Origin of the sequence: Stenotrophomonas sp. C3(2023), assembly GCF_032911385.1 — a bacterium.
GTDB lineage: Bacteria > Pseudomonadota > Gammaproteobacteria > Xanthomonadales > Xanthomonadaceae > Stenotrophomonas.
Genome location: NZ_JAWJLO010000001.1, coordinates 972517 through 987818 on the forward strand (window position 1 = coordinate 972517; position 15302 = coordinate 987818).

Here is a 15302-nt window from a genome sequence, read left to right on the forward strand (position 1 = left end):
TCGCCAATGCAGCGGGTTTGCCGCGGCCTGGCCGGAGAGCCTCCGACCCCACGCAGCGCGTACCGCCTGGCGCTATCATGGATGTCGTTAATGGCATCCCGGTTTGCGCCACGCCAGCCTCACCCCTACGGACTGACGGCTGTCGAGGTCTCGCAACCGCGCTGCTCTTTGACGCTGGTGAAGTCGCTCCCGTAGCGTTCTGGCTGTCGCCGACTCCTTCGGCGACCGGGTTTAGCAGCCCGTTGAGTAGGCGCACCAGCGGCCATCGGCCGATATCCGGCATTTCGGTGCCGGGTATCGGCGATGGCATGGCTTGCCATGTTCCATGGCGGGCGGTGCGCGGAGGCCGCAAGGCCTGCCGGTCCTATTCCCGGTCTGCTAACCGCGCATCGTCCGCCGCCTTGGTTTCCGAGGTGGCACTCATGCCTGCCTTCGAGGACCTTCCATGCGCCCAGCGCTCGACCTGCCTTGCCTCTCTGTTTCTTCGCCGCAGCGCCAGGCGGTATACCGCGCGCTGGATCAATGTGCGCAGGTAACCGCCGCGTTGCGCGCGGTGGCTGGTCTGCTGGCACCTGCCGAGGCGTTCTGTCCGGTCAGTCGCGACGATCTGGCGATGCTGCTCACCCTGTTGGCCGAGCCGCTGCTGCCGCTGCATGACAAGACGCCGGATGTGGCAGCAGCGCGCAGTGCGGTGACCGACATCATGGGCTGCAGGCAGGAACTTGAAGGTTTGACCCGGCAGGACCTGCGCGCGCTGTTGGGGACCTTGGCTGAGCTTCAGGCGAGCAGTGTGGCGACGCTGTCGCGGTTGTTGGCGGAGCGGTGATGCCGCGAAGGTGCGGCGCGCGAAGAGCCGCGTAGTGCCGGGCTCTGCCCGGCAACGCGCGCAAGCGCGGTAGGTTTGCCGCGACGTGGCCGGAGAGCCGCCGACCATGGGGTCGGCGCTACAAGGGCGGCGCGCAAGCGCGGGTGGGGTGTCGCGATCTGGCCGGCGAGCCGCCGACCGTGGGGTCGGCGCTACAAAGGCGGCGCGCGAGCGCGGCAGGTTTACCGCGATCTGGCCGAAAGGCCATGTGGGCGGCGTGCAAGCGCGGCAGGTTTGCCGTGAATTGGCCGGTGAGCTGCTCAGTTCGGAGACCGGGTCGGGCGAATCGTCACTTCGGTGGTGTCCACACTGTCCGGCGCTTCGATCACGTGCCTGACCGCGACGGCGATGTCGTGCGGTTTCAGCGCGATCGCGCGGTAGGCGTCCATCGCCTCGCGTGTCGGTGCATGGGTGATGGTCGCGGCGAGTTCGCTCTCGACCACGCCGGGGTTGAGGCAGGTGACGCGGATGCGGTCGCTCTCCTGGCGCAGTCCGTCGGAGATGGCGCGCACCGCGAACTTGGTCGCGCAGTACACTGCCGCGGTGGGGACGACCTGCAGCGCGCCGATCGAGGCGATGTTGATGATCTGGCCGCTGCCCTGCTGCTCCATGATCGGCAGCGCCGCGCCGATGCCCCACAGCACGCCCTTGATGTTCACATCCACCATCTGCTCCCACTCGTCGAGCTTGCCGGCCGACAACGGCGAGAGCGGCATGACGCCGGCGTTGTTGATCAGAACGTCGACTCTGCCCCAGGTCTCCAGCGCCGCGTGAACCAGAGCGTGCACTGCGTGGCGATCGGTGACGTCCACGTCGCGGCCTTCGGCGATGCCCCCGGCCTGCCGGATGTCAGCGACCACCGCGTCGATCTTCGAGCGTCGACGCGCGCCCAACATGACCTTGGCGCCTGCGCGGCTGAGCTCCCTGGCGATGGCTTCGCCAATGCCACTGGATGCGCCGGTAATGACTACGACCTTGTCCATAGCTGCTGCCTCTCGTTGGTGTCCAACAAAGATAGGCACTGTCGATCGGTTATGACATTCTCCTGCGATTGGACAAACTGATTAGCGCTGGTAACCAATGGCGATCGATATGAACCTGGTGCCGCTGTTCCTGGCGGTGGCTGAAGAGCGTAATTTCCGCGCGGCGGCGGATCGCCTGGGGGTCACCCGCTCGGCCGTCAGCCAGGCGGTGCGGAAGCTGGAAGATGCGCTGGGGGTCGCACTGTTGACCCGGACCACGCGGTCGATGCACCTGACGGAGGCAGGCATGGCCTTACGCGATTCCCTGTCGCAGCCGTGGGCCGATATCCAGAGTGCGATGGAGCTGACCGCGCTCGACGATCGCCCCAAAGGGCTGCTGCGGATCGCCGTATCTTCCATCGCGGAGAGTTTTCTTTCCGGTCCGCTGGTTGCCTCGTTCGCCGCTGCGCATCCGGGCATCACGCTGGACATCACGGTGACCGACGAGGAAATGGACATCGTGGCGGCCGGCTTCGATGCGGGCGTCAGGCTGGGCGAGGTGATCGAGCAGGACATGGTGGCGGTGGCCGTGACCGGCGAGCAGCGCGAGATCGCCGTTGCCTCGCCCGCCTACGTGGCCACATATGGCCGGCCCAGCCATCCGCGTGAGCTGATCGGTTTCCGGTGCATCGGCTGGCGGCCGTCACCCCACGCGGCGCCGTACCGGTGGGAGTTTGTCGAGAACGGAACACCCTTCAGCGTGGCAGTTGATCCGCAGATCACCACCAATGATCTGCGGTTGATGATCCGCGCCGCCCTGGCCGACGGCGGGATTACCTTCGCACCGGAGTCCACGTTTCTGCCGTACATCGAAAGCGGCGATCTGGTCCCTTTGCTCACCGACTACCTGGCCCCGTTTGCCGGATTCTTCCTGTATTTTCCGCAGCGCCGCAACATGGCGCCGAAACTGAGGGCGTTGGTTGAGCATGTCCGCCAGCGGCAGGAGATGGATCGACGCGCGTGAGCCGGTGCCAGACGTAGCGCATCCGCGCGACGCTCACCGGCATCGCGCTATCGTCGGTGCATGCCTGCTCTTCTCACTCCAGATCGCCGTTACCTCATAGTGCGGGCCCGTCTGTGGCGCACGTCCAATCCCGAACTTTCCGAAGCGATGAGACAGCACTTGGTCAATGAGCTGATGGATGCGCGCCGGGCGGTAAAGGACGCCAAGGCCTCGGGCGACGCGGAGGCGATGGTCGCGGCCCGCAAGGCCGTGGACCGTGCGAAGAAGGGGTTGGGCGAGCGCGGCCCGGTGTGGTGGACCGATGGCGCGCCGGACTACAACCGTCATATGGTGAAGAACACGCCGTATGCGGCATGGTTTGCTGCGCTGTCGGATGACGAGGCTGCGTGACGCCGACCGTGGGGGCGGCGCCGGAACAAAGCGCGGCGGGGTTTGCGTTGATCTGACCGAAGGGCTGTGACGACCAACGGTCGTCACCTACCCAAGGCATGGCGCTGAGGCGCGCTACTTCAGCGGGGCGTCGGTCTGCTGGTAGGTGCCGATGGTTTCGCCTACCGCAAGGATGTGGCCTTTGGCGGCGTCCAGCACCTCATCACGGGTGGCGCCAGGCTTCAGGTCCAGCACCGTGTCCAGCGCCAGCAGCTGGAAGTGATACGGGTGCGGAGGGTCGCCCACCGGGGGCCTGGGACCGAAATAGCCGACCGAGCCGCGGCTGTTGCTTCCCTGCAGCATGCCCTCGGGCTTCAGCAGACGCGGGTCGACGGGAAGACCTTCAGGCAGTCCGAGCGTGTCAGCGGGGATGTTGTACGCCACCCAGTGCACGAACGGTTTGACGTTGGCCGCGTTCGGGTCTTCCATGATCAGCACGTAGGAGCGGGCACCGGGTACGGTGGCCCAGGTCAGCGCCGGCGAGGCATTGTCGTGGTAAGCGCTGAAGCGGGGCGACAGCGGCTGACCGCTGCGGAACGCGGGTGAGCTCACCTGCAGCGCAGCTGCCGGGCCGATGCGTTCGCGCACCAGTGGCACGCCATTGCCCCGGGTCACCTGCGCCTTCAGCACATCATCGGGTACGGCCGGTGCGGGTACGGCCGAGGCTGGCGCTGCGCCATGGCTGACCCGGTAGATGACCCCGTTGGCATCGTCGCCCACCAGCAGTGCGCCGCCCATGGTGATTGCCAGGCCGACCGGCCGCGCGATGTGGGCGCGTCCATTGTCGACCAGAAAACCGCTCAGGAACGGCTCAAAGGCTACTGGCCTGCCGTTGTCAAAGCGCACGCGGACCACTTCGTAGCCGGAGGCCGGCTTGCGGTTCCACGAGCCGCGCATGGTCACGAAGGCATCGCCCCGGTAAGTAGCCGGAAACTGCATGCCGGTGTAGAACACCAGCTGCATCGGCGCGGCATGGGCGGTGTAGCCCAGCACCATGGGCTCGCTCATCGCTGCCCATTGCTGTTTGGTGATCTGGCCAGGCGGGGTGCTCTGCGGGTTCACCCCGTCCTTGCCCCAGATATGCGGCCAGCCGTACTGCCTGCCTTTCTCGATGCGGTTGAGCTCTTCGGGCTGCTCGTCGTTGCCAAGGTAGTCGATGCCGTGGTCCATGCCCCACAGTTCACCGGTGCTCGGGTCCCATGCGAAACCGATCGTGTTGCGAAGACCGCTGGCGAAGATGGAGCGGCTCTTGCCATCGGGCGTTGCGCGCAGCAGCGCGGCATGCTCGGGATTGGTTTCGTTGCAGGCATTGCAGGACGAACCGACGCTGATGTAGAGCATGCCGTCGGGGCCGAAGGCGAGGGTGCGGTTGGGGTGCTGGCCGCCGTCGGGCAGGTCGTTGATGATCCGCTCGGCTGGCCCCAGCGTGCCATCCGGGCGCATCGGCGCGCGGTACACCTCGGTGGCGGTGGCCACATAGAGCTGTCCGTTGGCGATGGCCAGGCCATGCGCGCCCGGACGGGAAAACACCACCTTGGGCGCGCGATCCAGATTGCCATCCTCGTTGGCGTCCTCCAGCAGCAGCACGTCCCCCTGGTCGCGGCGGGAGACATAGATGCGCCCGTCCGGTGCCACCGCGATGATGCGCGGGTTCTGCAGGCCCTGGACCAGCGGCCGTACCTGGAAGCCGTCCGGCACCTTGAGTGCGGCCATGCGCTGCGGGCTGGCCTCGACCCTGGCCGGTTTGAACGTATGCACGTTGGCCTGCACATCGGTTCCGTCGCCCTGTTGGGCTTGGCCGAAGCAGGGCGTCAGCAGAAGGAGCAGCAGGGCTGATCGGGACATGGAGCGGCCTCGCAGGTTGGGCAGTCAGCGTGTGCGCGGCCAGATCAAGGTGCCGCGAACAAACTGCATGCACAATGTCAGTGATGCGGTCGTCCGCGTTGACGCGCCTGTGCCGCTACAGCGGCCAGAAAGGCGTTTCACCGACGCTTTCATCAAGAGGTGCAGATGGTTTCCACCACAGCAACGCCGGCCCGCGTGGACGTGGCTGTGATCGGCGGCAGTTTTGCCGGCATGTCGGCTGCGCTGCAGCTGGCGCGTGCCTGCCGATCGGTCACGATCATCGATCAGGGGCGGCCGCGCAATCGCACGGCCGAGCGGGCGCATGGCTGCCTGGGCTGGGATGGCTGTGCGCCCGATGCGCTGCTGGCAACCGCGCGGCGGCAGCTCGATGCTTATGAGGGCGTGCATTGGCTCAGCGATGAGGCCATCGCAGCAGAAGCGATGACCGGCGGCGGCTTCAGAGTGCGGTGTGACTCAGGTGCGCAGGTGGCGGCCAGACGGCTGATTCTGGCACACGGCGTGGTCGACCAGCTGCCCGATCTTCCGGGACTGGCGCAGCGCTGGGGAAAAACGGTGCTGCATTGCCCGTATTGCCACGGCTACGAGATCTGCGGTGGACCGCTCGGATTGCTCGTGGGCCCCGATGAGGACGCAGTGGCGCATGCCAAGGCGCTGTCGCAGTGGGGCACGATTACCGTGTTCCACCGCAATGATCGCGATGCGCGAGCACTGGATGCGTTGGCAGAACAGCTGAAGGACGTGGGTGCTCAGCTGCAGCGTTCTGCGCTGGTGGGCGTGACCGGCGAAGCCTGCGCCGAGCTTGCCGACGGGCGCAGCGTGGCGCTGCGTGCGCTGTTCCTGCACCCGACTACGACACTGTCGGCGCCGATGGCGCAGCAGCTGGGTTGTGAAACCGAAGCCGCCGGTTGCATCAGCACTGACTCGGCCAAGCAGACCACGGTGGAGGGAGTGTTCGCCTGCGGCGACGCCGCGCGGTTTGCGGGCAACATCGCCTTGGCCATCGGCGAAGGTGCGCTCGCCGGCGTGGCCGCGCACCGCTCGTTGCTGGGCCTGCTTGACTGAGCGGGCACACGCGTTCGCCAGACCTTCACGAAGGCATCGCTCCCCGCGCATGCGCGCGCCGATACGGTGGACGTCCATTCACCAACGGAGCTTCCCATGGCGGAAATCAAAGAAAACCTGCTGGACTGGCTGCGCGATGCGCACGCGATGGAGCAGCAGGCCGAGACCATGCTGAAGGGACAGGCCTCGCGCATCGAACATTACCCTGTGCTCAAAGCGCGTATCGAAGAACACATCCAGGAAACCATCGGACAGCGCGAGCTGCTCGAGGGCTGCATCACGCGTCTTGGCGGCTCGCCTTCGACGTTCAAGGACGTCATGGGCAAGATGGCAGCCTTCGGCCAGGCCGTTGGCGGCATGACCGCCTCCGATGAGATCGTCAAGGGCGCCATGGCCGGCTATGTGTTCGAGCAGTTCGAGATTGCCTCCTACACCGCGCTGATCGCTGCCGCCAGGACCGCTGGCGACGCGGAGACCGCACGTGTATGCGAACAGATACTGGTGCAGGAAGAAGCGATGGCCGATTGGCTGGCCGCGCACTTGCCGGAAGTCACCGAAGAGTTCCTGGTACGTGACGCCACCCCGGGCGTGGAAGCGAAGAAGTAACGCGGCGACCTCGCGCGAGCAGGCGCCGGCCTGTCCGCGCGTTCAATGCTGCCTGGTTCCAGCAGCTCAGACCTTCGATCTGGCATCAGGCGGCATTGGCGCAGCCGCAACCTCATCGGCATGGTCCGGCGTAGCAGCACACGGCATGCAGCGTTCTTTTTTCGACTTGAGGTCGGCTGCGGTTCTGGCCAGCGCCTCGTAGCGCTGGCGGATCTCCTCCAGGTGCGCCGGGTCCATCGACTCAAGGTTCAGCAGTTCCTGGTTGGCGCCCTTGCTCACCCGGATCAGCTCGTCGAGTTTGATGTGCAGGGCGGCGGTATCGCCGTTCTGTGTGTGCTGGATCAGGAACACCATCAGGAAGGTCACGATGGTGGTCAGTGTATTGATGACCAGCTGCCAGGTGTCGTTGAACTGGAAGAACGGTCCACTGCTGGCCCAGACCAGCACAACCAGCAACGCCGCAACGAAGGCGCCGAGACTGCCTGACGCGCGTGCGGTGATGGCGGCGATGCGCGCAAATGATGGGGCGGGCATGGTTGCTCCTGTGCACTGAAACTGCGTCCCAGCCTAGCGGCCGCGCTGCGCCCGTGCCGTCAACGTCGCGGAGCTGCCACGTCAAGGTGCTGCTCGATCCAGGTCAGGCAGGGTGCGATGCCGCCGAACGGAAAGAAATGCAGATGTACGCTGCCCTGCATCTGCGCAGTCTGTGCACCCACCTGCGCAACAAAACGATCCGGTCCTGTCCTGTCCAGCAGTCTGCCCAGTGAGACGCCGTAGCGCGCCAGAATGGCACTGCTGGCGCTCACACCGCACAGCGCCGCATAGCGCAGAAGTGCGGCCATGGTTGCCGGGCCGGGCACACCAATCCGTACTGGATGGGCGAGGCCACGTTCGCGCAGCGCACGCAGCCAGGCCAGCACGAGTTCCGCGTCGAAATCGAACTGGGTGAAGATCGTCGGCGTCATGCCACGGCTCTGGATACTGCTGCACTTGCGTTGAAGCACTGCCCACTGCTCAGCGCTGTCCATGGCCGGGTGCTGGCGTGGGTGGCCGGCAACACCCAGCGTCCGCACCCCGTGCCGCTCGAACACACCTGTCTCGATCAGAGCATGGCTGTCGGTGAATGGACCCAGCGGCTGGCCGGCGTCCCCCGCGATGAGCAGGAAGGCCTCGACGCCGGCGGTACCGGTGGCCTGCTCGACGAACCGGTGCAGGACATCGAGCGAGGTCACACGCCGCGCTGCGAGATGGGGCATCGGCAGGAAGCCGAGCTGCTGCACGGCCTGTGCAGCTGCCAACCGCTGCGCGTCGCTCTGGCCCGGCAGCCACGGAATGGAAACGCGCGTGCCCGGCGCAATGCGGTGCGCGACCGCAGCCAGACGTGGCAGATCACGCGCACTGATCTCCATCGACCAGTCGCTGCCGATAGCGGAGGTACGGGCCCGTGCGCCCACGCCGTTGTCGATTGCCTCCATCACTGTGCCGCTGCGACCATTGCGGGCGAACGGGCGAGTTCGATGAAAGCGCGCAGATAATCGATGCCGGTGTCGGCCTCGCGCGCACCCAGGAAGATCTGCTTCTGGATGCCGCGCGCGCCCAGCCGCACCGGCACCACCGCCATCCGCGCCGCGTACTCGTCGACCAGCCAGCGCGGCATGGCGGCCACACCGCGACCGCTGGCCACCATCTGCATCATGATGTCGGTGGTCTCGATGGCCTTGTGGCGGCGCGGCGTGACACCCGCCGGCAGTAGAAACTGGCTGTAGATGTCCAGCCGCTCCAGATCGACCGGGTAGCTGATGAGTACCTCGCGGGTGAGCTGCGTGGGCTTCACGTAGGCCGCGTTCGCCAAGGCGTGGTTGCTTGCCACCACCAGTACCTGCTCGTAATCGAACACTGGCTCGAACTGCAGCCCCGGCTTGAACAGGGGATCGGGCGTGACCAGCAGATCGATTTCATAGCCGAACAACGCACCGATGCCGCCGAACTGGAACTTCTGCTTCACGTCCACATCCACGTCCGGCCAGCGTGCCAGATAGGGCGAGACCAGCTTGAGCAGCCATTGGTAGCAGGGATGGCATTCCATGCCGATGCGCAGTTCGCCACGTTCGCCCTGGGCGAACTGCTGCAGGCGCGTTTCAGCCAGGTCCAGCTGCGGCAGCACGCGATTGGCTACCGCCAGCAGGTAATGGCCGGCCTGCGTCAGCCGCAGGCTGCGCCCCTCGCGCAGCCACACCGCCGTGCCCAGTTGCTGCTCCAGCTTTTTCATGCTGTGGCTCAGCGCCGACTGGGTCAGGTTGAGCACGCCTGCAGCGGCGGTAAGCGAGCCCTGCTGCTCGACCTGCTTGACAATGGTGAGGTGGATGCGCTCAAGCATCGGTATGAGCCAGATTCATGGAATGGTGAAATATAACCATTTTACGTCATTGTTGCGGCCGCCTAGGATCGAAGGTCAAAGCCTTGCCGCGTGCCGACGCGTCGGGTCGATCATTCCGTATCACAGGCCTTTGAACCATGAGCCCAGCGTTTACCTTCAGCCTCACCCGCCAGCGTTTCGATGAGCACTACTGCCCGGCGGACAATACCCGTGTCACCACCAATTTCGCCAACCTGGCACGCGGCGAACACCGCCAGCAGAACCTGCGCAACACGCTGCGGATGATCGACAACCGTTTCAACGATCTGGCGCACTGGGATAATCCCCGGCGCGACCGCTACGCGGTGGGTCTGGAGATCATTTCGGCCGCGCTGACGGTTGAGCACGGCATTGATGAGGAGGCATTTCCGCTGATCGAGGTGCTCAGTACCGAGATAACCGACCGTCGCACCGGGGAACGCATCGACGGTATCGTGGGCAACAACTTCTCCTCCTATGTTCGCGATTACGACTTCAGTGTCGTGCTGCCAGGTCACAACCGCGACAAGGCCGGCTTCAGCACGCCGGCCGATTTTGGCGAGCTGCACGGCAAGCTGTTCAAGCACTTCATCCGGTCGCCGGCCTACACCGCCAGCTTCGCCAAGCCGCCGGTCATCTGCATCAGCGTTTCAACGGCCCGCACCTACCATCGCACGGGCAACCAGCACCCCGTGCTGGGCATCGAGTACCAGCAGGATGCATTCTCGTCCACCGACGAATACTTCGCCAGAATGGGCATGCAGGTGCGCTTTTTCATGCCGCCCAACAGCGTTGCACCGCTGGCGTTCTACTTCATCGGCGACCTGCTCGGCGATTACACCGACCTGGAGCTGATCGGCACCATCAGTACGATGGAGAGTTTCCAGCGCATCTATCGGCCGGAGATTTACAACGCCAACGCAGCAGCTGGCCATGTTTACCAGCCCAGCCTGACCCATCAGGATTTTTCGACCACCCGCATCGAGTATGACCGGCGCGAGCGCAGCGAGCTGGCGGTCAAGCAGGGTCGGTTCACCGAGGAACACTTCATCAAGCCCTACCAGCGTCAGCTTGCCCAGTGGGCGGCCGGGTGCGCGCTGTGACCAGCAAGGACAAACGGAACCGGACCATGACACCTCTGCTACCCACCTCAACCGCGGGCAGTCTGCCCAAGCCGGGCTGGCTTGCTACGCCTGGGCAGCTCTGGTCGCCCTGGAAACTGCAAGGCGAAGCACTTGCCGAGGGACGGCAGGATGCGTTGCGGATCGCGTTGCAGGAACAGCAGCAGGCTGGCATCGATATCGTCAGTGATGGTGAGCAGACGCGGCAGCACTTCGTGACCACCTTCATCGAACATCTCGGCGGCGTTGACTTCGACAGGCGCCGTACCGTGAGAATCCGCGACCGCTACGAGGCCAGCGTACCCACGGTGGTGGGTGCGGTGGATCGCCCCAACGCTGTGTTCGTGGACGATGCCCGGTTCCTGCGCGCGCAGACCGCACAACCGATCAAGTGGGCCCTGCCGGGCCCGATGACGATGATCGACACGCTCTTCGACGCGCACTATCGGAGCCGGGAGAAGCTGGCGTGGGAGTTTGCCCGCATCCTCAACGAGGAGGCGCGCGAGCTGGAGGCAGCCGGGGTGGATATCATCCAGTTCGACGAACCCGCGTTCAACGTGTTCTTCGATGAGGTGAACGATTGGGGCATTGCCGCGCTGGAGCGTGCGGTGGAAGGGCTGAAATGCGAGACCGCCGTACATATCTGCTATGGGTACGGGATCAAGGCCAACACAGACTGGAAACAGACGCTTGGTGCGGAGTGGCGGCAGTATGAGCAGTCGTTTCCGAAACTGCAGCGTTCCAGCATCGACATCATTTCGCTGGAGTGCCACAACTCGCAGGTGCCGATCGATCTGATCGAGCTGGTGCGTGGCAAGAAGGTGATGGTGGGTGCCATTGATGTGGCGAGCGATGAGGTGGAGACGCCGGAGGCAGTGGCCGCGACCCTGCGCAGGGCGCTGCGCTTTGTTGATACGGACAAGCTGTATCCCGCGACGAACTGCGGCATGGCACCGCTGTCGCGCGAGGTAGCGCGAGGAAAGCTCGCGGCCCTGAGTGCAGGCGCTGCGCTGGTACGCGCCGAACTTGCCCAAGGGGCGTGACGACCAACGGTCGTCACCTACCGCGGCAGGGCAGGGTGAACTTGCTTTAGTTAAGTGACGACCGTAGGTCGTCACGCTCTTGCTTTGGCCTGGTCGGTGGCCTGGAAGCGTGACGACCAACGGTCGTCACCTATCGGGGCAGAGCAGCTTGCTTTTGCTTTGGGTAGGTGACGACCGTTGGTCGTCACGCTCTTGCTCTGGTCTGGTCGGTGGCCTGGGAGTGTGACGACCAACGGTCGTCACCTACCGGAGCAGGGCCGGGGTGCGGGGTTTGTATTCGCAGCGCGGGTAGCTGGAGCAGCCGACGAACGGGCCGTACTGGCTCTGCCGATGGACCAGCACACCGGTGCCGCAGGCCGGACAGCGCTGCTCCACCACCGGCTTGCCATCGCCACGGGTAACCTGCACGGCACCATCGCGTACCAGCTCGTCGAGGAACGGCGAGTGCCGCCCCTGTACGGTGAACAGCGCCACGCTCTGTCGCGCGCGGGTGAGCGCGACGTAGAACAGGCGGCGTTCTTCGGCCAGCGGGAAGGTATCGCCTTCGGGCATGGCCAGTGCAAGTACTGGATCATCGGCGCGCAGATTCGGAAAGCGCCGCTCGAGCAGGGCGGGGATGATCACGTGATCGGCTTCGCACCCCTTGCTGCGGTGGATGGTCAGGAACTGCACCTGCATGCTCTGGCCGAAGCGCGCCTGCCAATCGTCCGGCAACAGGCTGCGGTCGCTGTTGTAACGACCCAGCACGAACACCTGCAGCTTGCCACCATCGCGTGCACTGCGCTGCCCCGCCAGCAGTTGCCGATGCAGGTCGGCCAGATGCGCGGCAATCACCGCACCCAGCTGCTCGCGGTTGCCGGCCTGCACGGCCTGCAGCACCGGTACGTGTTCGGCAGCCAGCGAGCGGACCTGCTTGGGCAGCTGGGCAGGGTTGCGGCTGATGAAGCGGCTGGAGACATCGCACAGCGTCTGCGGGCATCGGAAGGTCTGCTGCAGATGCAGGCGCTGTCCGGTCCTCCCGTCGTCGAAGAAGCCCGCCATCACCGACAGGTCGGCGCCGGCAAACCGGTTGATCGACTGCCAGTCGTCGCCGACCACGAACAGGTGGCGACCGGGCGGTGCCGCCAACGCATCACACAGGCGCGCGCGGGCCCGCGAGGCGTCCTGGAACTCGTCGGCCATCACCAGCTGGTAGGGCGAGCGATAATGCCCCTGCTCGATCAGGTCGGCGGCGCGGTTGAGCATGTCCTCGAAATCAATGCCGCCGCAGGCATGCAGCGCGTCATCCCACGCCTGCATGACCGGGGCGGCCAACTGCAGGAAGCGCCGGTAGCGTTCCTTGAACCGGTCCTCGGGCAGCTGCCGCAGCCGCGCGGCCATGGCGTCGAGGTCCATCGCGTTGCTCTTGGCATGGGCGATGAAGCTGCGCATCAGCCCGACCAGCTCTTCATCCGGCATGGGTGCGGCAGCCTGCGCGGGCAACTCGCGGTCGGGGTTCGGGTCAAGCGCGATCCCGTGCTCGTCCAGCCTGTCGGCCAGCAGCTGCAGCGCCTGACCATCGCGCAGCTGCGCCGAGGTGGTCTGCAGTACACCGCCATGCGCGCGCGCGATGGTTTCGCCGCGCGCCCGATGCTGGTGGCGCAGGCCGGCCTGCGGATAGTGGAACTCGGCCGCCTCGGCGTGCACGGTGTCATCGGCGGTGCGCAGCTGCACCGCCTCACGGTACTGGTAATCCACGCCGTTGTAGAACAGCCAGTCGGCGATCACCCGCTGTTCGGTACAGCGCATGCGCTCGCCCTGCAGCGTGCCCACCCACGGCCGGCCGTCGCGGTCGTGACCTTCGGCAGGCAAGGGCGCTTCCAGCGGCGGCAGGTCGCGGCCAAAGACCAGCCGGAACATGTCCCACTGTGTGCGGAACGCCACGGACCGGTCCTTGAGGTCATCCACCAGTTCGGCCAGACGCTCGATGCCGGCGGCGGCGTCGATGGCCCAGCCAGGCACGTGCGGCCGGTGGCCACTGGCCTCGCTGATGATCTGCAGGCCCAGAGCGTGGAAGGTGCGGGCCTGGATCTGCACACCCTCCATCTCCAGCCGCTCTAACGCCTGCGTGCTGCGCGCCTGCAGCTCGTTGGCGGCATCCTTGTTGAAGGCCAGCATCAGCACCTGCGCCGGCGTGACGAAGCCGCGCTGGATCGCGTAGGCCGCCTTGGCCACCAGCGTGGAGGTCTTGCCTGAGCCCGCTGCGGCCACCAGCTGCACGCGGTTGTCGAAGCAGACCACCGCCTGCACCTGCTCGTCGGTCAAGGGGCGACGTTCGACCCGCGCAAAGAACTCCGCTGCCAGCGCGCGCTCCTCAGCGGCCATCTGCTGGTTTCCCTGCGCCCATTCGCTGGGCCAGTCCAGATTCCAGTCGTGCAGGTCCCGCTGCGCGTCGTCGTCGCCGAAGCGCGCAAACAGCGCCTCCAGTGCGGGCGCCTGGTCCAGCAGTGCCTGGCGTCGTGCAAGCAGCCGCGCCTGCTGCTGCGTGGTGATCCAGCGGCGCTCTGCGCCACCTGACTCGAGCAGACCGGCAGCGTCGCGCAGCCACTGGCGTAGCTGCGTATGCAGTTGCTCGAAGGGAAGTGCGCCCGGTGAAGGCATGGGCGGCAGGCGCAGGTCGTGCAGAACGTCCCGCAGATGCCGACCTTGGGCGGCGGGCAGGCCGCCCAGCGCCAGTGAACGGCCATCATCGAAATGCACCTGCAGCGATGACCACGCCGGACCGCGCACCACCTGCAGTTGCCGGTCGTGGACGAGCTGGAACGGCACACGTTCGCCGTCCACACCCAGTTCGGCCTGGATGCCATCGAGCCTGAGCCACCAATGTGGGCTGCGGGTCAGCAGCCGCCCCCAGCTGGAGGGGTACCACTCATCTGCCATTGTTGCGTTGTGCCGGTTGCCATGGAACGCGGCGCCGGGCCGCTGCCCGCCCGAGCGGGGCGACCATGATAGGCCAGCGCTGGACTTCGGGTCAGGCCAGTTGCAGCGTCACGCGCGTGTGGTCGGCGAACACCTGCACAATGCGCTCGAAATAGGTTGGGCCGCCGTGCTCGAGCAGCGTCTGCAGCTGCCGCTGGATGTTTTCGGTGTTGAATACCGCTGGTTGGGCCAGCTTGGCGCGCAGCCACTGTGCGGTGGTCTCCACGCCCAGTGCCCGGGCGCTGGCGGCGCTGTGCTGCCAGAGCAGGGTGGCGTGGTCGATGCCCGCCAGCGCGCCGTGGCCTGCATGCAGCAGGTCATCAAGCGCGTCGAGGCTGGCACCCAGCTGCCATGTTTCCTGTTGCATGAAGAGCTGGTTGAGCTGCGCGTAGAAGCTGGTGATGTCAACGACGGCGCGCCCGTCGAGAGTGAATACGGTTGTCATGCCCCATCATCGCGCTGCGCGACGACCAACGCCAACCTGAACGCATGGCGGGGGCTTCATCTGCCTTGCACGTGTTTTCACCCGTGCTTGCCGCCGCAAGGCAAACACTGAGGCCACAAAGCATGAGACAGGAGCCACCGATGAAAAAGTCGATTCCATTGTTTGTTGCCGTCGCCCTGCTGGGCAGTGCCGGGCTGGCAACCGCCCAGACCTACGGGCCGCAGGACGAGGGCCGACGCTTCAATGATGGCACCCGGGTTGTCTGCGAGAACGTGGAAGTCCAGCGCAACAGCCGTGATCCCAACCGCGTGACCGGTACGGCTACCGGTGCGGTCGTGGGTGGGCTGCTGGGCAATCAGGTGGGCGGCGGTAACGGTCGCAAGCTGGCAACTGTTGCCGGTGCTGTTGCCGGCGGCGCGGCTGGCCGACAGATCCAGGGTAATCACCAGCAGAAAAGCGGCGACCGCGTGGTAGAGCGTCGCTGCGTTCGTCGCCGCTGATCCCCGGGCCTCTGCATTGCCGCGAG

At 65.8% G+C, this 15302-nt stretch carries 15 protein-coding genes; 8 read left to right on the top strand and 7 right to left on the bottom strand.

Annotation, left to right across the window (positions count from 1 at the left end; genetic code table 11):
- The first annotated feature begins 445 nt into the window (after positions 1 to 445).
- The gene (locus tag RZA67_RS04230) at positions 446 to 826 is read left to right on the top strand and encodes a hypothetical protein (RefSeq protein ID WP_317211362.1); all 381 of its coding nucleotides are present in this window, start codon (positions 446 to 448) and stop codon (positions 824 to 826) included.
- A gap of 299 nt (positions 827 to 1125) precedes the next feature.
- On the opposite strand, the gene RZA67_RS04235 is transcribed toward RZA67_RS04230, so the two are convergent.
- Positions 1126 to 1848, bottom strand: a complete 723-nt coding sequence (locus RZA67_RS04235) for an SDR family oxidoreductase (protein WP_317211364.1) — start codon at positions 1846 to 1848, stop codon at positions 1126 to 1128.
- A 109-nt stretch (positions 1849 to 1957) separates the two neighbouring features.
- On the opposite strand from RZA67_RS04235, the gene RZA67_RS04240 reads away from it, so the two are divergent.
- Positions 1958 to 2851 (top strand): LysR substrate-binding domain-containing protein, encoded by an 894-nt coding sequence (locus RZA67_RS04240; protein WP_317211365.1) that lies wholly within the window; start codon positions 1958 to 1960, stop codon positions 2849 to 2851.
- Between the two features lie 60 nt (positions 2852 to 2911).
- Positions 2912 to 3241, top strand: a complete 330-nt coding sequence (locus RZA67_RS04245) for a hypothetical protein (protein ID WP_317211366.1) — start codon at positions 2912 to 2914, stop codon at positions 3239 to 3241.
- Between the two features lie 114 nt (positions 3242 to 3355).
- On the opposite strand, the gene RZA67_RS04250 is transcribed toward RZA67_RS04245, so the two are convergent.
- Positions 3356 to 5125, bottom strand: coding sequence for a YbhB/YbcL family Raf kinase inhibitor-like protein (locus RZA67_RS04250; RefSeq protein ID WP_317211367.1), 1770 nt, complete (start codon positions 5123 to 5125; stop codon positions 3356 to 3358).
- A gap of 165 nt (positions 5126 to 5290) precedes the next feature.
- Between RZA67_RS04250 and RZA67_RS04255 the strand changes: the two genes are divergently transcribed.
- Entirely contained in the window at positions 5291 to 6208 is a 918-nt protein-coding gene (locus RZA67_RS04255) for an NAD(P)/FAD-dependent oxidoreductase (RefSeq protein WP_317211368.1), read from the top strand.
- Positions 6209 to 6304: 96 nt separating this feature from the next.
- Positions 6305 to 6814, top strand: coding sequence for a ferritin-like domain-containing protein (locus RZA67_RS04260; RefSeq protein ID WP_317211369.1), 510 nt, complete (start codon positions 6305 to 6307; stop codon positions 6812 to 6814).
- Between the two features lie 66 nt (positions 6815 to 6880).
- Here the strand turns inward: RZA67_RS04260 and RZA67_RS04265 are convergent, their stop codons facing one another.
- From RZA67_RS04265 to RZA67_RS04275, 3 genes are read right to left on the bottom strand one after another with little or no spacing between them, the layout of a single operon-like run.
- The gene (locus RZA67_RS04265; RefSeq protein ID WP_317211370.1) at positions 6881 to 7348 is read right to left on the bottom strand and encodes a low affinity iron permease family protein; all 468 of its coding nucleotides are present in this window, start codon (positions 7346 to 7348) and stop codon (positions 6881 to 6883) included.
- Positions 7349 to 7407: 59 nt separating this feature from the next.
- Positions 7408 to 8289, bottom strand: coding sequence for a methylenetetrahydrofolate reductase (locus RZA67_RS04270; protein ID WP_317211371.1), 882 nt, complete (start codon positions 8287 to 8289; stop codon positions 7408 to 7410).
- Positions 8289 to 9191, bottom strand: a complete 903-nt coding sequence (locus tag RZA67_RS04275) for a LysR family transcriptional regulator (RefSeq protein WP_317211373.1) — start codon at positions 9189 to 9191, stop codon at positions 8289 to 8291. The genes RZA67_RS04270 and RZA67_RS04275 overlap by 1 nt, the downstream gene beginning before the upstream one ends.
- A 137-nt stretch (positions 9192 to 9328) precedes the next feature.
- On the opposite strand from RZA67_RS04275, the gene RZA67_RS04280 reads away from it, so the two are divergent.
- Together RZA67_RS04280 and RZA67_RS04285 are read left to right on the top strand one after the other, a co-directional pair.
- On the top strand, positions 9329 to 10312 hold the full coding sequence (locus RZA67_RS04280; RefSeq protein WP_317211374.1) for a DUF1852 domain-containing protein: 984 nt from the start codon (positions 9329 to 9331) through the stop codon (positions 10310 to 10312).
- A gap of 26 nt (positions 10313 to 10338) precedes the next feature.
- Positions 10339 to 11373, top strand: a complete 1035-nt coding sequence (locus RZA67_RS04285; RefSeq protein WP_317213803.1) for a methionine synthase — start codon at positions 10339 to 10341, stop codon at positions 11371 to 11373.
- Between the two features lie 243 nt (positions 11374 to 11616).
- Here the strand turns inward: RZA67_RS04285 and RZA67_RS04290 are convergent, their stop codons facing one another.
- Both RZA67_RS04290 and RZA67_RS04295 read right to left on the bottom strand, forming a co-directional pair.
- Positions 11617 to 14292: a UvrD-helicase domain-containing protein gene (locus RZA67_RS04290; RefSeq protein WP_317211375.1), complete on the bottom strand. Its 2676-nt coding sequence runs from the start codon at positions 14290 to 14292 to the stop codon at positions 11617 to 11619.
- Positions 14293 to 14383: 91 nt separating this feature from the next.
- Positions 14384 to 14776 carry a barstar family protein gene (locus tag RZA67_RS04295; protein ID WP_317211376.1) on the bottom strand — a complete coding sequence of 131 codons (393 nt, stop codon included), beginning with the start codon at positions 14774 to 14776 and terminating at the stop codon, positions 14384 to 14386.
- 140 nt (positions 14777 to 14916) lie between these two features.
- Here RZA67_RS04295 and RZA67_RS04300 point away from each other — a divergent pair, with 140 nt between their 5' ends.
- The gene (locus RZA67_RS04300) at positions 14917 to 15276 is read left to right on the top strand and encodes a glycine zipper 2TM domain-containing protein (RefSeq protein ID WP_317211377.1); all 360 of its coding nucleotides are present in this window, start codon (positions 14917 to 14919) and stop codon (positions 15274 to 15276) included.
- Positions 15277 to 15302 lie beyond the last annotated feature (26 nt).